Raw genomic sequence first — 22,012 nt, forward strand, 5'->3', positions numbered from 1 at the left:
CATTCCAGATCAACGTTGTTGCACTGTAATCACTTAAGGAGTTATAGGCAATGGAACCGCCGTATTGATCATATAGGTTCAGGTCATATTTCACGTTCTCGCCTTTGCCGTTCAAAGCTGTGCCTACGGAGTAACGGGCTTGGCCTAGTTCAAGCTTCGTTAAGATTGGTTGTGTACCCAGCTTGAAGTTTTTCGTTACCGTAATGTGGCTGTCATTGTTCACGATCGTCACAGGGATAACAGAAACGCCTTGTGTTGTATCATTTGTTTTCGTATCTAGTGTGATCAACAGGGTACCATCAGCATCTTTAGCAATCTTCGTGAAAGTAGCCGCGGATGTGTACACATTGTAAGAACCTGCATTCGTTGAAGCTGCTTCACCGTATTGGTTCACGGCTTTTGCTTTCACGATGACTTTGTCGGTGTAGGCAATGGTGTCGCCGGCATTAACAAAATCAATTTTTTGCAGCACTTCATCTTGACCTGTAAACGTAGCTGTTGTTTTATCAACAGTCGCTTCATCAATACCGCTCATGCTGACTTTGTACTCACCATTGCTGATTTTTGCATCTGTCAATGTTAAGACAGCAGATTTTTTGTCAGCTGCGAATGCCACGGTTGTTGCAACATCAGCTGTACCTTTTTTCAAGGACAATTTAGCTTTTTCAGTGTCAACCGGTTTATTGAACGTTACTTCTACTTTTTGCACGCCAGTTGCTTTCGCGCCTGTCATGGATACTTTGCCAGCCGGTACATATTGTTGTTTCGCTTCATAAGCACCTGTTAATAGAAGATCACGTGTTGCATTGGCTTGACCACCAAACGTGCCGTCTGTGCCGTTCGCCAGAAGTTTCAATTCAAGAGCAAGTGCAACATAACCTTGTGCCCAACCAGAAACAGTTGTGTCTGTGCCTGTTTTCGCTTTTGCCGCGTCATCTTGGCCAAGAACACGTACCAAGAATGTAGCTAATTGTTCTTTGGTTACTTTACCAGCTGGATTGTATTGACCTTCAGCATAACCATCTGTAACACCTGCTGTTTTCAAAGCTTCGATGTACGGAAGTGCATAACCATTCGCTTCGTCGGTTACACTAACGTCTGAGAAGGACGATGTTTTCAAGTCTTTGTTCACATCAAGACCCATGATCAAAGCGGCTACTTTAGCGAATTGTGCGCGGTTCATTTCGTCTTTCAGACCAAATGTTGTGTCCGTTACGCCGTCAAAGATACCAGCGGAGATCATCGCATCGAATTTCGCTTGTGTTGCGGCATCAAGATCTTTCAAGTCCGTGAAATCAGCGGACGTTTTACCGAAAGCGACGGATGAGAACATGGAAAGTGCCATGGCGGACGTAAGAACGACGGATAATGTTTTTTTCATAAAGGTTTGTTTCCTCCTAATATTTTAAAGTTTTTGTTATAAAAACTTATAACCAACAGGGCGACGTTTGAATCTTGTGATAGATTCTCGTGTAGCTTCGCGTCTATCATCTCGGCTACAAACTTAGTATACGATACTCTATTCATTTTTTCATTGATAAGAAATTTCCAGTAAAGTCGCTATATATCTGGTTTTCTCTTGATCAATGTCCTACTAAATAAGATTACAAAGCATTTGTGAAGTAAATAAGTAGAGAACCTGAATGGTTACTAAAAATTAGCTTAAATTATCCTGAATTAATATAAAAAGAAACCCATGTCTTATAGAAGACACAGGTTTCTCTACAAACAAAGACCGCCCAGAAGGGCGGTCTCTTGAGTCTTGCTATCATTTTGGAATAATGCCTTGTTGTTTCAATACACGTACCGCTACTGCGGCAGCTTGCGCACGGGTGAATGTTTCACGAGCGTCGAAACGATAAGTTGCTTTCTTCTGACCTGTTAACAATGCATTTTCAATACCTTCAATGAACTTAGCTTTATAAACAGCTTCGATTGCTGGCACTGCATACAGTTCCATATGCTCAATGTCCGCATCAGTAAATATTTTTTTCAAGCTCGCTAAAGCTTTTGCTTCATCACTTGTCATTTTCATATCGCCGGCACGGGCGATCATAACTGCCGCATCTTGACGAGTAAGTGAGTTGTTAGGCAAGAATAGTCCATTAGCATTTCCACGTACAATTCCCGCTCTTGCAGCAGCTTCTATATGCTGATAATCAAACAACCGACCATTATTACTGCCTGGAAGGCTATAACCTTTTTGAACATCTAAGAAGGTCCCTGTTTGGTTCTGGAATACTGAATTCTCTTCAATATCTGAATTTCTTAAAGGGATATTGAAAATATCAACAAGCATGCTTACGAATTCACCACGTGTAATGGCATCGTTCGGCATGAACAAACCGTCCGTTTTACCGTCCATATATCCTTTGGAATAAAGAATATCGAGATCATTTCTGCCCCACGGATGATTAGTTACATCATTAAAACTATTATCCATATACATGACTTGGTAATATCCGAAAGAATCAACAGGAACAGTGATCGTATTCTTGCTTGGATCTACTTTACCGCCGATGTTTTTCCACTTAGGCAGGTAGATGCCGGATCCGTTTGGATCTTCGAAAGGTGTATATTGATAAACAGTCAGGTATCTCCATGCATCATTCACTATGTTGCTATCATACTTCAATGTCATTGATCCGATTTTGGAAGGAACAACAACATCTTTATAATCTCTTTGGTTAAATGGAGGGCGAGCTGTTCCACCATTGATTAGGTTTGGCAAATAGCCACTACCCATGTAAGCTTCTTGCAATGTTGAATCCGTTGAATTGGCATCAGGTTTGATGATTCCCGCATCGATCCAATAGCGTTTGCTTGCTGGACGGAATCTTCCTGTAAGCTCAGCAAGTGCAATCATCCCATTTTTATTCTCAACAGCATCGACACCTTCTGTGCGGTCAACTCGACCATCATCATTGCTTGCGATTCCGAATAGAATTTGGCGATCCGCACTTACATACTGCGTAGAGTTGTTACGGTCATAACGCATCAACTTCGTATCCTTAGGGAAAGATAGCTGAATATCATTATCGAAAATCTTCATTGAATTCGTCAATGGAGCCTTGATTTGCGCACCTACCATAGTAACATTGGTATTGAACAGCACGATGCTTCCGTTCATTTTGGATGTGCCGCGGTTTACTGTGAACTTAATTTCATTGGCACCAATTTTAAGATTTTTTGCTTCATAGAAGAAGTGTTTAGTTACTTTGTCATAGATGGCTGCTTCTTTGCCAAAAAGAACGGAATCGGCTTGCGCTGCTTCAAGCTCAATCATAAAGTAGTTCTGATTGATGTTGGCTTGATCGACACCTTTATTATTCTTAATAATTTGCTTAGAAGACGGATGGAAAAATGTATACGGTGCAGGTTCGCGAGTGATGGTCAACAACTTATTAGCCGTAGTACCCGAAGTTGTATTCGTAGCAATAAGTTCAAATACATATTGACCAAATTCAGTCATCGAAAAGTATGTTCCCGTGTCAAACACAGCTTGTCCAGCTGGAGTTAAAGCAATACGTCCATCACCTGGAATCGTCGTTGGTGCTTTGCGGAGATACAATACCGCACCAGCTACACTGCCAGGAGCAGCTACAACAGAGTTTATAACCTTACCAATGATTTTTACTTGAGTTGCTTTAGTAACATAAGTATCTGGTAACGCCTTATCTTTAATGAACTCAGGATTTAAAGGGTCGGCCTCAAAAGGCTGTAAGTTGTCAACTGAAGGAACATTATCCGAGAGCACGAAAATTTCCATTGTCGTTGTGGTAACAAGCCTGCCAGCTACCTTCAATTCAATCGTCAGCGTGTACTTACCGTCTTTGCCGAATATTGGAGTACCGTTACTTGGATCAGTGAAATTCTCAATAGCAAATTGTCCATTGTTGTTGTCGTTAGGTAATTTAGTAGCCGAAGGGGTTACCACAATACCATTCACTTTATAAACAATACTATTATAATCGGCGGCGCTAGATATGTTTACGATACGCCCAGATATACAAGGAGCAGTAGCTCCTGAAAAATCACAAGTAAGCTTGCTTGCGCTGTTAACAACCATTGCATTATAAATTTTGTTTAGAATAACATATGGTGCACTTGTAATGACAAGATTATATTGTTTTACTCCTGCAGAATAAGTGTTTCCACCTTTAAGAGGTGTAACTCTCATGACTACTGGACCATCAGTAATTCCCGACAAGCTTAATTGTGCGAGCGAGGTTGCTACTGGATAGATCCCGTTAGTCACGGAACCAGAATTATAGGGTGCTCCATTAATTTCGACCTTCACTTGATCTGCTTGAGCATTCGTGTAGATCTTCAAATCTGCAGGGAAGTTAGTTATTTGAGTGCTTCCACCCTCACTTAGCGTGGATTCATAAGAACCTCCGCCACCAGGGACGGTGCGCAATATGTTGACTTTGCTAACATAAGGTTGGTCTTTATCTACATAAGTATAAATGTAACGGGATGTGCTTGTTGCACCATTAACATCCGTAAATACAAAGTATAATTCTTGCGTAGATTTATTTACATTGACTGGTAGTTGTCCTTTAAAGTTAATAATACGATATGGTTCCGACATTGAATAAGGATGTGGGGTAGCTACTGCAAGGTCCTGAGCAAAAGTAGTGTTATCACTAAGTTTCGGCTTGTTTAATTGACTATTGCCTAATAGATAATAACGATAGTTGTTGCCCGCTGTTGAATATATATCTACATATACATAGTTGCTTACAGTTCCATGAATCTTAATGTCTGTTTGAAAATCGATATCTTTTACGCTTGGTGTTGTAGTTTCGAAAATTGGATTATCAACAAGCTTACTGTAGGATGCAGCACCTAACAATTTTGCTTGCGTGTTGTAGGCAAAAGCTTTGCCGTTGTCATAAGTAAAAGAACGCTCTGTCGTAAAGAAATTCGACTGGTTCCTTGCAGCAAAGGTAACCTTGTTGTCTCCCGGATTAAATTCAATATCCGTAGATCTTCCTGTGTTAGTTACAAAAGTAAACAAACCACTAGCAAATGCGGAACGCTGATAAACGGTTCCACCCAGCGTCGCTTCAATATCAGAGGCATTATTCGCGCTACCTGTGATATTAATGCCTGTGTAAGGACCATGAGTTGGATACATGCCGCCATCAACGAAAGAGTCGTCGTTGAATTTCAAGCCGGCAATGTTAGACACTGGAGTGTAATAAGCATAAGCTGGATTAGAAACGATCCCGCCCGTTTGCCCATATTTTACAGTGATGATATTCTTGCCTTCGGTCAGATTGACCCCTTGGAAATAGATTTCACTACTATTGTTCGGGTTCACAACAGGCTTATTCGTTGTGTTGGTTGTAATCTGTCCCGTATTCTCGTTAATAACCTGATAATAGACGCTATTAATTTGATCCGCTGTAATACCATTAATCGTTACATTTACTGTAATCGGACTTTGAGTAAAACGATCAACGAGTGCATCATTATAAGCGTTATTGGGTGGAGCTGCTGCAAAATCAACCGTATAAAGGTTAGTCACCGTTATGGTCCCAGCAGCACTTGCCGTCATGGTAGGAAGCACACTAATAAGCAGAGTCATAATCAACATGAGACTTGCCCATTTTTTATTCAATAATTTCAAAACTAGTTCCTCCTTATGTAATTTAAATGTTGTTATTCATAGTTAATGATAATAATCCTTACTTTACAGTACGACTTTCGACAATCCCTCCCATATTCTTCTATCATTCTACATGATTAGACGTGGCTGAACGCCAAAAGTTCTTGTATCCTACTTATCGGTCAAAACCAAGCAAAAGTTTAGAGAAAGAAATAAATTCATAAAATTCAAAAAAAATCCAACCCGAAGGTTGGATTCGATAGATACGATTTAAGAGTAAAGCTTACTTGCCCACGCGATCACTTTGCACTTGCTTCCCTACAAGCTTCTGCAGGAAGTTGAGCACCGGTTTGCGGCTCTTACTAATGATACCAATGGCTTCTGCTCCTACGAGCATAACGAGGAATAGAGCAACAATAATCATGATAAGTCCCCAAGTCGAATCTTGGGAGATAAAGACCGAACAGACCACGGCGCTGCCGCCAAAGATAGAAGCAATCCCATAGATGATCAACACGCTTGTACGATGACTGAATCCAAGCTGCAGCAAGCAGTGATGCAGATGGCTTTTGTCCGGCGCCGAGATCGGCAATTTGTTCACATAACGACGCATAATCGCGAAGAAGGTATCCGATATTGGCACGCCCAAAATCATAATAGGAATGAGCAGCGAAACGACAGCAGCTTGCTTGAACCCAAGGATGGACAGCGTTGCTAGAGCGAACCCTAGAAACAGCGCCCCAGAGTCACCCATAAAGATTTTGGCCGGATGAAAGTTATAGAACATAAACCCGATGATGCTTCCGAGCAGGATCACGCAAAGCAGAATAACGGTCACGTTGCCCATCATCAGAGCTAATACAAGAATTGTAGTCGTAGCAATACCGGAAACACCAGCAGACAAGCCATCTAGGCCGTCAATCAAGTTAATGGCATTGGATACGCCGACTATCCATAATATCGTAATCGGAATACTTAACCAGCCAATGGGCAGGTTCGTTGTTCCGAACGGAATGTTAACGAGATCGATCTTGAGTCCAAAGGAGACTACGATACAGGCAGCAATCAATTGCCCAAGCAGCTTCCATTTGGGAGATAGTTGAAACCGGTCATCCAAAGCCCCCGTCACGACAATCACAAAGCCCCCGATTAGCAAACCAAAGGCAGCATTCGAATTAACAGCATCAAGTGCTGGAGAGACGACGAAATAAGCTCCGACGAACGCAAGGAATATCGCTAATCCTCCGAGACGTGGCATAATTCGGGTATGTACCTTCCGATGGTTCGGGGCGTCAACCGCTCCTACCTTAAAGGCAAATTTTTTGACCAGGGGTGTCAGCAGCAGCGCCATTAAGCACGAAGCGATAAACCCAATCGCATATAATCCATACATCTTCTCTTCACAGCTCCTCTTGTCGTGGGTGGCAGGTAATCCGCCGAAATGAATTATACTCCCATTTGTCCACAAATACTACTGCTAAATTTGTCTGAAATGACCGTTTTCAGGCAATTTTCAAACATTTTTTCAGGATTTCGTGACTTTCTCTTTGTCACGCATCACTTTGATGGCAAATTTGGGGAGCAGCAGCATTCTTTTGTAGCGCCAAGGCTCCTGCATTAGCCGGTAGAACCACTCTAGGCGTAGTTTTTGAAAAAGTACCGGCGCTCGTTTTAGCTTGCCCGAAAGCACATCAAAACTTCCCCCGACACCCATCATAACGGGTACTCCAATTTGGTGCTTATATTTCCCAATCCATGGCTCTTGGTTAGCCGCTGATCTTCCTACAAAAAGCAGATCCGGCGCTGCATCGATGATCTCTTGAATAACTTCGGCATCCTGTGCATCGCTGAAATAACCGTCTCGCACACCAACAAGCTGGATTCCTGGATAGCTGGCACGAAGCTTATCTGCTGCCGCCTGGATAACTTCATTGGAAGCCCCAAGCAAGTAGACTTTCCAGCTTCGCGGCTCCCCGGCCTTCATCAGCCTATGAAGCAGATCATAGCCAGGAACTCGCTCCGCCACAGGCTGCCCCACGTATCCAGAGGCCCACACGACGCCCGTTCCGTCCGGAACAATCAGTTCCGCACGCTGCATCATGCTTAGGTACGCAGGATCATCCTGTGCAGCCATGACCATAATCGGATTAGCTGTAATCACTTGATGAGGCTGCCTTTGCTCTATAGCCTTCGTAAGGTAGGCCACGGTTTGGTCCATACTCATTTTGGAGACAGGCACACCGTAGATACGAACTTTGGGGATCGCACTCGCGGCGGCTGACTCCGGAGGGATCGTTGTTGATGTTGAACTCATGGCATATCTCTTCCTTTATGTGACGTTGAGTTTCGAAATTTAGTTGCTTATTTATTAATCTTTTGTTTATAAAATGAAACAATGCGCTTCGCTGGAAGCTGAGCCTGCGCTTTCAGCTCTTCAATGGCGGCGCGGTTGGAAGCCGCCCACTGCTCGCGATCCACGAGGAGGCGCTGCGCCTCCTCGGCGAAGGCATCCGCATCGAAGCTGGCTGTCGATGCGGCGGCTTTCATGCCAAGCCTATGGAGGAACTGGTCGATCTTCGGATCGTACGAGATGCCTACCATAGGCACATACTGCGAGGCTGCATAAATCAAAGAATGCAGCCTCATCCCGATCAGCAGGTCGCACGCCGCAACCTGCGCCAGCATGTCCTGCGGATGGACGACGCCTCGCGCCATCTCCACCCGCGACCCGTGATCGCCTAAGCGGTCGATCACGTACTGCGAAGCCACCTCATCCAAAGGGAGGTGGAAGGGCAAGAACCGCAGCCGCACATCGGCATTCGCGGCAAGCAGTAGGGCCAGGGACCGCGAGAGAGCTTCCAGCTCCGAGCGGTCCTCGTTCCAGAAGCGGACGGACACGCCGACCGTCCGCTCAACAGACGGCGCGCCAACGGCCGCGCCGTTCGCGCGCAGCGGCAGACCCATGACCGGGTCTGGCACGACGGTGATGCGCTCCCGCGGGAGGCGCATCCGAACAAGCAAGTCCGCGGACTCCGTGTCGCGGACCGACACATACGCGCAGCGCTGAAATACGCTGCGGATCCAGCCAAAGAACATCGGACGGCCCACAGGGCCGATGCCTTGCGAATAAATAAACGTAGGCTTGCGAAGCCACTGCGCAAGCTTCAGAACAGCCAAATAATACGGGATTGTCTTCGAACTGGTTGCATCCTGCAGCAAGCTGCCGCCTCCGCTGATTAAGCCATCCGCTTCACGCAATGCGCGGAACAGTGCCCCCGGTTTCATGCGATGATACGCTTTAACTCCGTACATAGCCGCTGTTTTCTCCGGATTAGCGGAAAGGACAATCGGCTCAATTTGAATGCCCTGTTCTTTGCTTTGCTCCTGGAGGGCAAACAAAATCGACTGCAGTACAGCCTCATCCCCGCTATTATCGAAGCCATAGTAGCCGGATAGCGCTATTTTGACCACTGAGGAACCCATCGCTTCCAACTCCTCGTGATAATTTCCCAAGCAATAATGAGGACAATTCCAATCAACGCACCGAAAACTAGCCCATAAGTAATACGGATTAAAGAGATATGCAGCGGCGTATGGAGATGAGCGAATGTATCCACAATAGATAATTGCCCCATAACACCTATGAATAGAACATACATCGCATTGCGATAGCGAACGGATAGATACGCGCCTAGCAAGAACAGTGGATGAGCAAACAAGAACTCTTTCGTCCTAGGTCTCACACCTAACGTATTCTCTAAGAAAGACCGGAACAGCTTCTCTATCGAGGAGGCTTGTCCCTCGTTCCCTGTACGGGATAAGTAGTAATAACCAGCCGCCAAAACAATGCCAGCTACTACAATCCACAGAACGCTGATATAAGAAGAGAATATTTTGCGAACCTTCGCCATTTTCTCCTTATAGGTATTATTCTCGCTAAAGAACAACAGATACAGTGCGACAATCGCAATAGGCAATAAATGCAGCGCGCTGACGCCGCGGAACTGCTGGATAACCAGCGAGTAGCTAATGTGATTCAACAGGGCAACCTCAAATACGACGCCGATAAGAGAAATCAATGAGGTTTTGAGCAGCTGCCATAAGCCAAAGGCTAATCCGGACTTCCACTTGGCCGCGGCTCCCGATTGAATAGACCGAATAACGAGCATCATGGCAACACTCGGCGCACAAATTGCAGTCGCAAGAGCAAGTGCTTGTGCGTAAAGGTTTGCAGACAACGTATGCAGCGCAATAGCGCCCAGCAGGCCAATCACGAATAGGAACAAAACAGACTCCGGAATGAAGAAGGAAGCCGTCAGCACAATCAAGCTAACCCCACCCACCAGGATAAACACTCGCGCTATCTTCTGCCATCCGTTGGATTCTACCGTAAATGCTTCCGCCGTTCCCAGTGTAAAGCCCGCTTTCTCAATACGAGGAATGGCTCCGTCCTTCCCTTGCAAGCTTTCATAAAAAGCAGCTAGTGGATCTACCAGCTTGCCTTTGTCCAAACTTTTCAACGGCTTCGCATTCAAGAACACCATGCGGATGTTGCGATCTTTGACCGCAAGAACAAAACGATCCGCGACCCCTTGAATCCGATCTTCCAATTCCGCCTTTTTGAGCGGTTCCATCAATTTCTCACTGTCTTTCTCCGTAAAAGAATGCAGGCGAACGACATCATAATTCGTTTGCTTGGCCAGCGTACTGAACCCTTTTTGCGGTTCCTTCAGCATTTCAATAGCGGCAAGACCAATATCATATTTATGAAGAAGATCGGCCATTTTATTAAGATTAACTTCCGTATTTTCTTCGGTATACCCTGGCACTTCATTGCCGTCCACAATAATTCGTTTCACGCCCAAATCATACAATTGCTTCAGGAGACGATCCATGTCATTCGTAACAAACGCCCTGCGATTGGATAAACGAACAACGATTTGAAAGCCTTGGTCCTTCAGTGTTTGCAGCGTAATGGGATCCGGATCCATGGTCTTAATCGAAGCGTCGTCCGAACTCATTTGAATGATAAGCCCATTTTTATTCCTGAAACTCCAAGGCTTAACGCCCACCTGCAGATCACCGAAGGTTTTCTGAATCAAAGGCTCCAGCTTTTGCTGGGTAGCGCTATCTGGGAACAACACATACGTGAAGTTCTCATTCGGGTTACCAAATGTTTGCGTTAATGCGGCGGCATCCCGTGAATTGTACATCTCAATGCGACGGCTCTCTCTGAGTTCCGCCAAGGTGCTTTCGTAGACAGCCATAGACTGAATGCCTGCTGCCTTCATCTTCTTCAATTGCTCGGCAACAAAGGTCTGCGGGTTTGTTTGAATATCAGAGACATCCAACAGGTCGCGGTAATCGAAAACAAATTCGACTTTATTCGCCGATGTTTCCGTTTGGTGACGTGTGAAGGCAAGCGGCAGTGAGCCGAGCATGCCAATAATGACGAGCCACCACAAGACATTTTTGAGCGGGTTGTTCCATGTTTTATACCAATTCACTAATTGTCCACTCCTTAGAGCATTTACTTGGATAATTCCTTATACATTCGAAAACCTCTCCAGTTCCCAAGCTTGGGAAATAGGCCAAATGAATACGGATTTTGTTTCCATTTATTCATTAGACGACCTATCCCTGACTTAGGTTCTGAAGAGGTTCAATTGATCCTATTCCATCATCCGTCTACACGGCTAAGTACATATTGAATGATGCCATCCAGCTGCTCTGCGGCTGCCGGACCTGTTGATCCTTTTACCGCAAAATAAAATTTAATCTTGGGCTCTGTGCCTGACGGACGCAGGCAGAACCAGGAACCATCCTCCAGCTTGAACTTCAGTACGTTCTCGATCGGAAGCCCATCCACGCCTTTGGCGTAATCTTCTAACGCCGTTACACGGGTACCCCCGATTTCGGTCGGCGGGTTCGTTCTCCATGCATCCACCATGCGTCCGATTTGTTCCACGCCATCCTTGCCTTTAAGCGTCCTTGATTCCAGTTTTTCCAAAAAGTAACCAAAGGATTCGTATAGCTCTTGCAGCACTTCATATAAGGTCTTGCCTTGCTTTTTGTAATACGCTGCAGCTTCTGCAATAAGCATCGCTGCAATAACAGCATCTTTATCGCGGGCGTAGTCGCCAGCCAAATAGCCATAACTTTCTTCGTAACCGAATACGAAGATATGTTCGCCATTTTGCTCAAACTGGGACATCTTTTCCCCGATATATTTGAAGCCGGTTAACGTATTCAAGGTAGGAATTCCATAATGATTGGCGATGACTGCGCCCATTTCACTGGTCACGATCGTTTTGACCACAACGCCGTTTGTCGGCAATGTTCCACGTTCCTTCAAGCTGGACAATAAATAATTCACCATGATGGCGCCAGACTGATTGCCGCTTAACACAACATACTCCCCGTTCGGATCCTTCACGACCGCGCCCATGCGATCCGCGTCGGGATCCGTCCCGATGATAATATCAGCATTCCATTCCTTCGCTTGTGCAATTGCCAGTGTGAAAGCTTCCCGCTCCTCGGGGTTCGGAGACTTCACGGTCGAGAATTGAGCATCTGGCTGCTCCTGCTCGGCAACAACACGAACTTGTCCGAAACCGACTGCCTTCAGCACCTCGCGAACCGGCACATTCCCCGCTCCATGCAGCGGAGTAAAGATAATACGGAAATCATCACTAATCTCCTTAATGACCTCCGGATTCTGGCTGATTGCCGTGACCGCTTCGATGTAAGCTTGATCAACATCCTCACCTAACCAAGCTAGCAACCCTTGAGCTTCTGCTTCTTGCTGGCTAAGCTTCTTTACTTTACTGAAAGAATCAATGCTTTGAACTTCTGCGATAACTTGCTCCGCATACTGAGGCACGAGTTGGCCGCCGTCTGCGCCATATACTTTGTAACCATTATATTCAGGTGGATTGTGACTCGCTGTTACGACTACGCCTGCATTTGCCCCTAAGTATCTCACGGCAAAAGAAAGCTGTGGTGTCGCGTGCAGCGTCTGGAAAAGATAAGCCTTGATGCCATTCCCTGCGAAAACGAGGGCCGCTTCTAAAGCGAACTCCGGCGACATATGACGGGAATCATAAGCCAGGACAATGGAGGGACTTGCTGCGCCCGTTCCATTCACATACTGTGCCAAGCCTTGGCTTGCGCGTCCAACGGTATATACGTTGATTCGATTCGTTCCAGCACCAATCACACCGCGAAGCCCGCCAGTGCCAAATTCGAGATCTTTATAGAATCGATCCTCAATTTCCTTCTCATCGTCCCGAATGGCTTGCAGTTCTTTCTTCGTTTCGGCATCCACCGCTGGATCCTCTAACCATAATTGATACTCTGTTTGTACACGCGTCATAGTAGTCAGGTTCATCTCCTTTTTATCTATGGGTTATTTATTAGCAAGGGCAAACATAAGTTCGCCTTCGACTACCACTTTGTCACCAACCTTGGCTACTGCGTTGCCTTTGACGATAGTTCCTTTTACCCGTGTAATCGTCATTTCTAACGTAAGGGTATCACCCGGTACGACTTGTTGCCGCCAACGGATCCCGTCCGCACCAGCGAATAGACCGATTTTGCCTTTATATTCAGGCATCGATAGAACAGCTACAGCGCCAACCTGCGCAAGAGCTTCCACGATAAGCACACCAGGCATAACTGGATAGCCAGGGAAATGTCCTGCGAAGAACGGTTCATTGATCGTTACATTCTTAATGCCAACCGCTCTAACGCCTTCTTCAACTTCCAAAATACGATCCACCAATAGGAATGGCGCACGGTGTGGTATAATCTCTTGAATCTGATTAATATCTAACATAACAGGTAAAGCTCCTTTCAGAATAGCTTGTATAAAATACAAGGGAATCACTTACAATAGGGTTGTCCCTTCATTAACTGCAGAAATGAAGGTTCATATAGAGGGGCTTATGTCTAATGGGTTGTGCACAGTCCTTTGCATAAGCTCTTTTTACGTTAATATGTACGATTATTTCATCTTGGCAGCTCGATTCAATAATAGGAACTGGAATATATATATAAAGGACGTTAAAAAAGAAACACTGATCACGAACCACAGATAGGTCACAGCAAAGGTTAACTTAAACACGATAAAGAGAATCGCGAGATAGTATAAGACGGTCGTCAACTTCCCCATCACATTCGCAGGAACCGTTAATTTGCCCCTAAAGTGAAAGAAGGCCGAGCCTATGATCATGCCTGCATCCCGAATGAACATCGCGGCTGCGGCTTGCCAAGGAATCATGTGAGTGATCAACAAGGATAAAATAACAGCAATCATCATACATTTATCCGCTAATGGATCGAGCATAACCCCAACGGGCGTAATCAATCCTCGTGTCCTTGCAATATAACCGTCAAGAATATCCGTAAGCCCAGCTGCCAGCAAGATCACGAAAGCAATTTGGATATGCCCACTAAGAAAAATCGCTAGATAAACAGGAATTAGAACAAACCTGCTAAGGGTGAGCATGTTCGGTATATTCAAAGTACCCCTCCTGCACCTAATATCTGGTATCTGTTCATGGACCTTCATTCATTATACCGCTGCTCAGACAAAAATAAAACTCCCAGTAAGGGAGTCCGAGTTAATTCGCAAAGACCAGATCGTATAAATGACGCCAGGTACTCATATGAAAGATTTCCCCAGCCGGCTGATGACCAAGCTTGGTATAACCTACCCAAAGACCGATATAGACGGCCAGTACGCAGAGTACGGGGATACGAATGATCTTGAAAATAATCCATAGTATAGTAAGCCATTTGGGCCTTGCTTTCTTTTGCTTTGGAGTTGGCTTGTCCGACATCGAGCCCTATCCCTCCCTTTCTACGATCAGGCGCGCAAGTTATTCGCCATATTCATCATCTGATCCGAAGATGTGATAGCACGGGAATTGAGTTGTAACGCTCTTTGCACGATAACCAGATCGGTCATTTCATCGGCTAATGTCACGTTGGATTGCTCCAGAAACCCTTGCATAAGGGTTACGCGATTATTCGATGTGTCGAGACCGCCATTCACATCTTGCAAAATGTTGGCTTTCTCTGCAGCGGTAATCCCATTAGGCAGTGCATACAGGTTATTCCCAATATCTTGGAGAAGCTGTGGACGTACAACCCGAACCAGCTTGATCTGACCTATTCGAATAGGTGCAGCAGCAGGGTCCTGCTCGTTATAGCCGTTAACCGTACCATTCGATTCAACCACTGGTCTGAAGCCGGTTGGTACATGAATTGGGTTGCCATCGATCCCTGTGACGAAGTGACCTTCTTTGGTCGAAAGTACCGTGCCGCCCGTTGTATCCGGTGTTAAACTGAACGCCCCATTGCGCGTCCAAGACGGCTGGAATGCAGGATTGCCATTCGCGTCGATTGTGCTGACCGATACTTCGAACAATCCATCTCCTTGGATCGCAAAATCGGTTGCATTGCCTGTAGGTTGAATTGGCCCCTGTGCCAAATTCGTTTGAATTTGCACCAGCTTAGAACCCCACCCTTGGTTGAAACCAAGCGGAGAAAAGCGTCCTTGCTGACGGAATCCTTCCGGTTGTGCTTTCACGTTCGTTAGAACGTCCTCAAATGAAGCTTCCTTCTTCTTAAAACCGTTCGTATTCACATTTGCTATGTTATTAGAGAGAATATCCAGCTTTTGCTGTAAGCTGTGCATGGATACCGATGAGTTAATCATGGAATTGTTCATGGCTGGCTCCTTCGCAAGCTAGATTAAACGCGCCCTACTTCATTTGCAGCTTTGTCCATACTTTTATCATAAGACTGAATGACCTTCTGGTTGGCTTCATAAGCACGAGCCGCTGACATCATATCCACCATCGATTGAGCGGAATCTACGTTAGAACGCTCAATAAACCCTTGGCGAACCTCAACTTGATCGCCTACAGCAACCTGTGTGACCGTCGCTTCATCGCCTGGATTAATCCGCAGCATCCCATTCCCTTCACGCAGCAGAAGATTCGGGTTCTCGGCGCGTGAAAGCATTAATCCGATAGGTTGTCCTGCCGCATTCAGCAGCGGAAGACCATTCGAGTCAAGGAATTCACCTTTGTCCGTCACTTTGAAGGAACGAATTGGTTGACCCGCTCCATCCATGAGGAGAAGAGGTTGTCCATCTCGGCCCACGACTTGATTGCCGTTCGCATTCACAAGCTGACCTGTCGTGTCCACCGTGAATTTCCCATTCAAAGAGTAACGTTGTTCGCCATTCTCATTCAGTACCGTAAATAGAGCTTGCGGCTGAAACGTACGCGTTCCGTCCGGACCTACATATTTGCCTGTCGCATCAAAGGTCATGCCCGGCAATTGAATATTCGAGACTAGTGCGAAATCGAAGGGATTTTGTGTTTCTTGCAAATCCCCTTGTGTATGAATAGAAATGTTTTCTTCCGCAAATACCCCTAAGCTCATTCTCCCAAGCGGAGCTGTCGAAGCGCCTTGTCCACCGCGAATGGTCGAAATGAGCATCTCCGGGAACGAACGTGACAATGAATTCCCTTGCTTAAAGCCGGGCGAATTGATATTCGCAATATTATTCGTAATCGTATCATGCCTGCGTTGCTCGGAGATCATGCCGGCCGCCGCGGTATATAGTCCTCTTAACATATTTCACCTCTTGGGTAGTTTGTTGCCTAGCTGGCTTAGTTGAATTTGCGTTTGGATACTTTATCTAAATTGTCAAGCATGATGCCTGTTCCTTTAACAACGCAAGACATCGGATCTTCCGCGATTAAGACAGGAACCTTCAGCTCGTCTGCCAATAATTGATCTAACCCATGCAATAATGCTCCGCCGCCTGTCAGAATGACACCACGGTCGATAATATCTGCCGAAAGCTCGGGAGGTGTTCGCTCCAATACACTCTTCGCTGCTGTAACAATGGAGGAAACCGGATCCCACAGAGCTTCTTGTACTTCACTGGAATGGATCGTAATCGTAAGTGGCAAGCCGGATACCATATCTCTACCGCGAATATCCATCTCTTGATCTCTGCCATGTGGATATACCGTTCCGATTTTCAGCTTGATGTCTTCGCTTGTCCGTTCACCAATGAGCAACTTGTACTTATTTTTGATATACTTCGTAATCGCGATATCGAACTTGTCGCCTGCGATCTTGATGGAGGAGGAGGTGACGATGTCGCCCATGGATAATACGGCAACATCCGTCGTCCCTCCACCAATATCTACAACCATGTTGCCGCTAGGCTGGAAGATGTCCATGCCGGCACCGATAGCCGCTGCCTTAGGTTCTTCTTCCATGAATACTTCTCGGGCACCGCTGCGCTCAGCTGCTTCGCGGATCGCCTTCTGCTCGACCGAGGTAATGTTGGTAGGGGCGCAGATCAGAATTCTAGGATGCGAATACCAGTTCTTGCCCCCTACTTTGGCAATAAAATGCTTCAACATCATTTCCGTAATATCAAAGTCCGCAATAACGCCATCTTTTAATGGGCGAATCGCAATAATGTTGCCGGGAGTTCTACCAACCATGCGGAAAGCTTCTTCTCCTACAGCAAGTACGCGTTTCGTATCGCTTTCAATGGCAACTACGGAAGGCTCATCGAGTACGACGCCGCGTCCTTTCACATGAATAAGCACATTTGCCGTGCCGAGATCTATTCCAATATCCTTGCTTAACATTTCAAGTTAATCCTCCCTAAATCTACCGTCCATCCCGTGAAGAATCGGCGCTCTTTATAGATATTTCTAATTATAAGCTAAATTCGTTGCAATTGCATTAATTCCTCTTTTTCCGTGAAATTTCGACATGTCCAGTTTCAGGAAGCGGCCGGGATGAAGCAGTTCTTTAGGATTTAACTGTGACCAAGTTATCGGAAAGCTTCGGGTTTCGTGTCTTGCGATACTTAATCTTCGTCGCTTCTCCTCCTCTAAGGTGCCTGATGGATTTATGATACTCCAAAATGTGCTTCACCTGATTGGCCAGGTCCGGGTTGATTTCCGGCAATCTTTCCGTCAAATCCTTATGCACCGTGCTTTTGGAAACGCCGAATTCCTTAGCAATGGTGCGAACCGTATTCTTGGTCTCGACGATACAGGTACCAATCTTAATGGTTCGCTCTTTGATGTAATCGTGCACTCCCCTCGCCTCCCTACTCGAGATAGTTTGGTAAAGTATATGAGGGGCATGACTAGATATTCTACGTAACCAAGCCTGACAAGCCCAATTCCCATATTTATTTTCAAAATCAATACAAAAAAGCAGCAGGATGTACCCGCTGCCCCTATCTATGTAGCTGTTTGGATGCCAGCAATTACTGTTTCGCGTTCAAGAGCGTCTCGGGATTAACCGCTGCATTGTCACTGGCTTGGCGTACTTCGAAGTGCAAATGCACGCCATCCTCTTTCTCGAACTCATTGCGGCCTGCCTTGGCGAGAACGTCGCCTTTCTTCACTTCTGCACCTTTGGCAACCTTCACGTCAGATAAACTTTGGTACACGCTGATCAGACCGTTGCTGTGGGTAATCTCAACCAGGCTGCCAACCACCGGATTCTGCTCGACGGCTGTTACTTTGCCGCTCAAAGCAGCCAAGACATCAAATGCCGCGCCATCTTTGGCTTTCAAGTCAATCGCGGAGTGCGGCGTCAGTTGATCGTTATATTGAATCATAGCCGCCTGCTTCACATCATTGGTTGCATTGGTGTCGTAGAAAGGAATTGAAACGTCGACAAGCGATCTGTCTTTGACAGGCCACTGGATAGTCTCAGGCTGCGCATTAACGGCAACGGCCCCATCCGGTGCGTTCGTCGATTTGTCTGTACTGCTAACCTTAATGCCCAGATCTTGGCTGACTGACTTGGTCCCGATGTCCTGGTACACCCACATTAAGGTTAAGATAATTGCTGCTGCCGCCACATACGTTGCTGGGAATACCCACTTCTTAGCAAGCAACCTCTTCCATGCAGATGGACTACCTTGTGCTCCTTGAACAGTTTTAGGAGCTTCTTCTTTTTGAAAACCTTTGTTTTGATCACTCATGGTTATCACCTCATCAACCATTCTTGACACTTTTAAAGGTTTTATACTTGAAGAAAGATATTTTTATAGAGACAAGATCAGATTAAGATTTTTGGATAAAAGGAGCCGCTTTTTCAATAGAGATGCCGGTGTAATAGTAGGTTACGATTTGCTCGGCCGTTTTGCCTTCCTTCGCCATACCATTGGCCCCCCATTGACTCATACCAACGCCGTGACCGAATCCATAGGTTGTAATCGCGACTTTCGAGCCGGACCATTTCCAATCGAACTGCGAGGATGCTAGACCCAACTTCTCTCTTACTTCACGCCCGGAGAATGTCTTACCACCGATCGTCATTTTCTTAATCCGATGACCGGCAGACCATTCCAGCACTTTCATCGCCTTGGCATTCGTGCCCGTCGTAGCAATACTCGTAACCCCGAGCTTTTGAAGCATATTTTTGTAGGTGATTTCAACGGTTTCTTGATAGCGCGAAGATAACTTCACATCCCAAGGGCTAGGCACACTGCGCAAATAGGGACTCTCAAACGGCCAGTAATCCTCGGAATTCTCTGTATACCCATTGCTTGTCGAGAAAAAAGTGGCATTGATAGGCTTATGCTCATAAGTAAGAATCATATCTTTGGTTTCATTCACGGCTCTATCAATCTTAGCCATATTCGCCTCATACGAACGCTTGTCCCACTTCTCTTTCAGCTCTTGCTCTGTCAGATAGGCTTGATGCGCGGTAGTATCCGTCACAAGGGCGTCATTCACCGGCATATTGCTGTAGTCCTTTTCTATGACTCTACGCACAACATACGTCCTGGCTGCCATGGCCTGCGCCTTCAGAGCCTCCAGCTCGAATTCAACCGGCATTTCCGCAGCGAGAACACCTTTCACGTACTGCTCCAGCGGCACGGTCTCAACCATCGCCTTCTTCGTTAAATACACGGGAATCATTAAGCCTTGCGCGGTAATCGTCTCCTGCAGTGATCCATCCGTCGCTACTTGCACAGGGGCTGCCGCGTCGCCATTAGGAATCTTCTTGACTAGCAGCATAGGCACAAACATAGTGACGCATAACATCGAAGACAAGCAAACAGCCATCCAGAGGATGACCCTGTGGTTAAGCACGCGTTTTTTCTTGAACATAGGTCTGAACAGCCTCCATAAGCGCGTTTACTAGCAGGTATTTTGGTATGACTTAGCTTATGAGAGGATTTGCTAGAATAGAACAAGGTAGAGCGGTAGATGGGGGAGGGGGCGAGAGGAGAGGGCATACGTTAATCTTCCAAATGCAAAAAAGAGACTGACCCATAAGCGAAGTTAAGTGTGTGAGCGTCTATAGTTGATTACTTTACAGCTCCACGCGGGATTAAGGGGTCTCAGATCAGATCAGTTTAGTTCACCCAAGTGTAAAAACCTGCGAAAATGCAGGAATTTCCGGGCGAATTCGGTTAAAAAGTGGAAATTCCTGCAATTGTGCAGGTATTTTCATCTTTTTCAGCCGCTCATCCAAGAAAAGCCTCAAAAACCTGCACAAACGCAGGCATTTAATCGTTGAGGCTGTTCCAAGAGCAAAAAAGATGCATTATTGCAGGTTTAGAGAAAGCATCTGGAGCTAGAGCTCGAAAGTAGGAGGCTCATCAAGAGATTATCAGAACCTGTAATAGCTACATAGATCCGGATGCTACATGTATACGCATGAAAAAGATCGGCGTACGCGGAGCGGCCAGTTTATGCCAGGCTACAAGGTACAAATCTGAACTGCCGGTAATCGAGAAGCATAGTAAGTTTAGAATAGTCACGACCGAGCCTCTCCGAATCCCAACAAAAAAAGCTGTCCCTCAAGTAGGTTTATCTACTTATGGGACAGCCCTCTCTTTATTTAAGCCAGCGTCGGCTGAATGTTGAAGAAACCTAAATCCGCCGCTTCCTGTTCGACTTCTTGCGGCACCGATCTATGAATATCGGCACCAAGCTCACGGAGAACGTCCGTGATGTCCACGTACCCGCGGTCAATATGGTGAACGCCTGTAATCTCCGTTTCACCTTCAGCTGCCAGCGCTGCCAGAATAAGCGCTGCCCCTGCACGCAGGTCGGTTGCGCAGACTTTCGCGCCCTGCAGCTTAGCGTTGCCGCTGACGATAGCCGTGCGGCCATCGACCTTGATGTGAGCATTCATGTTCGCGAATTCCTCCACGTGCATGAACCGGTTCTCGAACACGGTCTCGGTTACAAGACTCGTGCCGTCGGCCACCATAAGCAGCGCCATCATCTGCGACTGCATATCGGTAGGGAAGCCGGGATACGGCAGCGTCTTCACGTCAACGGCACGGAGTGGTCCCGAAGCGCGAACGCGAATACCGTTTTCATCTTCTTCGATGACAACGCCCATTTCTTGCATTTTAGAAATAACCGGTCGGAGATGATCGCCAATTGCGCCCTCCATGTACAGCTCGCTGCCCGTAATCGCTGCGGCGATCATATATGTACCCGCTTCTACTCGATCTGGAATAACCGTATGTACGACTCCACATAGCTTTTCTACGCCTTCTATACGAATAACACCCGTACCTGCACCACGAATGGTAGCACCCATAGCATTCAAATAATTGGCCAAATCGACAATTTCAGGCTCTTTGGCTGCATTTTCAATGATGGTTGTGCCTTCAGCAAGCGTAGCTGCCATCATGATATTCTCCGTTGCTCCAACACTGGCCACATCCAAGTAAATTTTGGCGCCCTTGAGGCGTCCTTTTACCTTGGCTTCGATATATCCCTGACCTAATTCAATATCGGCACCCATCGCTTCGAAGCCTTTGAGATGCTGATCAATCGGTCTTGTGCCGATCGCACAGCCGCCTGGCAGCGAAATTCTCGCTTGACCCAGTCTGGCTAACAAAGGGCCCATCACGAGGAAGGAAGCTCTCATTTTACGAACCAGATCATAAGAGGCTTCACATGTGTTGATGTTCTGAGCGCGAACACGAATAACCTGACGGTCGTATTCCACTTCAATGCCTAAGCTCTGTAAAACTTTATTAATGACTAGTACATCGTCAAGGGGAGGCGCATCATGGATGACGCTTTCACCTTCCGACCCCAGAATGGAAGCCGCAATAATCGGCAGAACCGCATTCTTTGCTCCGTTGATTTTCACATTGCCAGCTAGCTTTCGGCCACCGCGGACGATAATTTTGCTCATCATGGTCCCTCCGCGCACTTATTTTAAATTACAAGGTTTTGCACATTTCCTAAGTTTATCATTTCAACCCATACTGTTACAACTGTGTTCTTTTGGTATTCGCAAGCACCTACATAGAGTTCGAATAGGATCCCGATTTTCGATCCGTTCTATTAC

17 protein-coding genes are annotated in these 22,012 nt (G+C 46.2%); all 17 read right to left on the reverse strand.

Going from position 1 to position 22,012, the window contains the following annotated elements; all coding sequences use genetic code 11:
• On the reverse strand, positions 1-1,381 hold a 1,381-nt coding region (locus tag HQN90_RS30690), incomplete at its 3' end, for an S-layer homology domain-containing protein (RefSeq protein WP_173226259.1).
• A gap of 387 nt (positions 1,382-1,768) precedes the next feature.
• On the reverse strand, positions 1,769-5,638 hold the full coding sequence (locus tag HQN90_RS30695; RefSeq protein ID WP_173226261.1) for an S-layer homology domain-containing protein: 3,870 nt from the start codon (positions 5,636-5,638) through the stop codon (positions 1,769-1,771).
• Between the two features lie 262 nt (positions 5,639-5,900).
• A complete protein-coding gene (locus HQN90_RS30700; protein WP_079417038.1) occupies positions 5,901-7,010 on the reverse strand; it encodes a glycosyltransferase family 4 protein in 1,110 nt (369 codons plus the stop codon).
• 132 nt (positions 7,011-7,142) lie between these two features.
• Complete coding sequence (locus HQN90_RS30705; RefSeq protein WP_173226263.1) at positions 7,143-7,931, reverse strand: WecB/TagA/CpsF family glycosyltransferase; 789 nt, start codon at positions 7,929-7,931, stop codon at positions 7,143-7,145.
• Between the two features lie 47 nt (positions 7,932-7,978).
• Complete coding sequence (csaB, locus tag HQN90_RS30710; protein WP_173226264.1) at positions 7,979-9,100, reverse strand: polysaccharide pyruvyl transferase CsaB; 1,122 nt, start codon at positions 9,098-9,100, stop codon at positions 7,979-7,981.
• The gene (locus HQN90_RS30715) at positions 9,076-11,124 is read right to left on the reverse strand and encodes a DUF5693 family protein (RefSeq protein WP_173226266.1); all 2,049 of its coding nucleotides are present in this window, start codon (positions 11,122-11,124) and stop codon (positions 9,076-9,078) included. The genes csaB and HQN90_RS30715 overlap by 25 nt, the downstream gene beginning before the upstream one ends.
• Positions 11,125-11,297: 173 nt before the next feature.
• Positions 11,298-13,001: a phospho-sugar mutase gene (locus tag HQN90_RS30720; protein ID WP_420851098.1), complete on the reverse strand. Its 1,704-nt coding sequence runs from the start codon at positions 12,999-13,001 to the stop codon at positions 11,298-11,300.
• A gap of 24 nt (positions 13,002-13,025) precedes the next feature.
• Entirely contained in the window at positions 13,026-13,454 is a 429-nt protein-coding gene (gene fabZ / locus HQN90_RS30725; RefSeq protein WP_079417028.1) for a 3-hydroxyacyl-ACP dehydratase FabZ, read from the reverse strand.
• A gap of 168 nt (positions 13,455-13,622) precedes the next feature.
• Positions 13,623-14,141 (reverse strand): CDP-alcohol phosphatidyltransferase family protein, encoded by a 519-nt coding sequence (locus HQN90_RS30730; protein ID WP_246362920.1) that lies wholly within the window; start codon positions 14,139-14,141, stop codon positions 13,623-13,625.
• A gap of 100 nt (positions 14,142-14,241) precedes the next feature.
• Entirely contained in the window at positions 14,242-14,460 is a 219-nt protein-coding gene (locus HQN90_RS30735; RefSeq protein WP_079417024.1) for a DNA-directed RNA polymerase subunit beta, read from the reverse strand.
• A gap of 26 nt (positions 14,461-14,486) precedes the next feature.
• Positions 14,487-15,353 (reverse strand): flagellar hook-basal body protein, encoded by an 867-nt coding sequence (locus tag HQN90_RS30740; RefSeq protein WP_173226272.1) that lies wholly within the window; start codon positions 15,351-15,353, stop codon positions 14,487-14,489.
• 23 nt (positions 15,354-15,376) lie between these two features.
• Positions 15,377-16,270, reverse strand: a complete 894-nt coding sequence (locus HQN90_RS30745; protein WP_173226274.1) for a flagellar hook-basal body protein — start codon at positions 16,268-16,270, stop codon at positions 15,377-15,379.
• A 35-nt stretch (positions 16,271-16,305) separates the two neighbouring features.
• Positions 16,306-17,307, reverse strand: a complete 1,002-nt coding sequence (gene mreB, locus HQN90_RS30750; protein WP_079417018.1) for a rod shape-determining protein — start codon at positions 17,305-17,307, stop codon at positions 16,306-16,308.
• A gap of 166 nt (positions 17,308-17,473) precedes the next feature.
• Complete coding sequence (gene spoIIID / locus HQN90_RS30755; protein ID WP_079417016.1) at positions 17,474-17,764, reverse strand: sporulation transcriptional regulator SpoIIID; 291 nt, start codon at positions 17,762-17,764, stop codon at positions 17,474-17,476.
• A gap of 175 nt (positions 17,765-17,939) precedes the next feature.
• The gene (locus tag HQN90_RS30760; protein ID WP_173226276.1) at positions 17,940-18,665 is read right to left on the reverse strand and encodes a M23 family metallopeptidase; all 726 of its coding nucleotides are present in this window, start codon (positions 18,663-18,665) and stop codon (positions 17,940-17,942) included.
• Between the two features lie 82 nt (positions 18,666-18,747).
• Positions 18,748-19,800, reverse strand: coding sequence for a stage II sporulation protein D (gene spoIID / locus HQN90_RS30765; RefSeq protein ID WP_173226278.1), 1,053 nt, complete (start codon positions 19,798-19,800; stop codon positions 18,748-18,750).
• Between the two features lie 736 nt (positions 19,801-20,536).
• On the reverse strand, positions 20,537-21,856 hold the full coding sequence (gene murA / locus HQN90_RS30770) for a UDP-N-acetylglucosamine 1-carboxyvinyltransferase (protein ID WP_173226355.1): 1,320 nt from the start codon (positions 21,854-21,856) through the stop codon (positions 20,537-20,539).
• Positions 21,857-22,012: the final 156 nt, after the last annotated feature.

It is taken from the genome of Paenibacillus alba (assembly GCF_013204855.1).
Taxonomy (GTDB): domain Bacteria; phylum Bacillota; class Bacilli; order Paenibacillales; family NBRC-103111; genus Paenibacillus_E; species Paenibacillus_E alba.

What these genes read in the sequence shown, in the direction of transcription:
- HQN90_RS30705 (WP_173226263.1), bottom strand. Translation starts at nt 7,931, where the DNA reads ATGAGTTCAACATCAACAACGATCCCTCCGGAGTCAGCCGCCGCGAGT.
- fabZ (WP_079417028.1), bottom strand. Translation starts at nt 13,454, where the DNA reads ATGTTAGATATTAATCAGATTCAAGAGATTATACCACACCGTGCGCCA.
- csaB (WP_173226264.1), bottom strand. Translation starts at nt 9,100, where the DNA reads ATGGGTTCCTCAGTGGTCAAAATAGCGCTATCCGGCTACTATGGCTTC.
- HQN90_RS30735 (WP_079417024.1), bottom strand. Translation starts at nt 14,460, where the DNA reads ATGTCGGACAAGCCAACTCCAAAGCAAAAGAAAGCAAGGCCCAAATGG.
- spoIID (WP_173226278.1), bottom strand. Translation starts at nt 19,800, where the DNA reads ATGTTCAAGAAAAAACGCGTGCTTAACCACAGGGTCATCCTCTGGATG.
- HQN90_RS30740 (WP_173226272.1), bottom strand. Translation starts at nt 15,353, where the DNA reads ATGAACAATTCCATGATTAACTCATCGGTATCCATGCACAGCTTACAG.
- HQN90_RS30760 (WP_173226276.1), bottom strand. Translation starts at nt 18,665, where the DNA reads ATGAGTGATCAAAACAAAGGTTTTCAAAAAGAAGAAGCTCCTAAAACT.
- HQN90_RS30700 (WP_079417038.1), bottom strand. Translation starts at nt 7,010, where the DNA reads ATGTATGGATTATATGCGATTGGGTTTATCGCTTCGTGCTTAATGGCG.
- mreB (WP_079417018.1), bottom strand. Translation starts at nt 17,307, where the DNA reads ATGTTAAGCAAGGATATTGGAATAGATCTCGGCACGGCAAATGTGCTT.
- HQN90_RS30745 (WP_173226274.1), bottom strand. Translation starts at nt 16,270, where the DNA reads ATGTTAAGAGGACTATATACCGCGGCGGCCGGCATGATCTCCGAGCAA.
- murA (WP_173226355.1), bottom strand. Translation starts at nt 21,856, where the DNA reads ATGAGCAAAATTATCGTCCGCGGTGGCCGAAAGCTAGCTGGCAATGTG.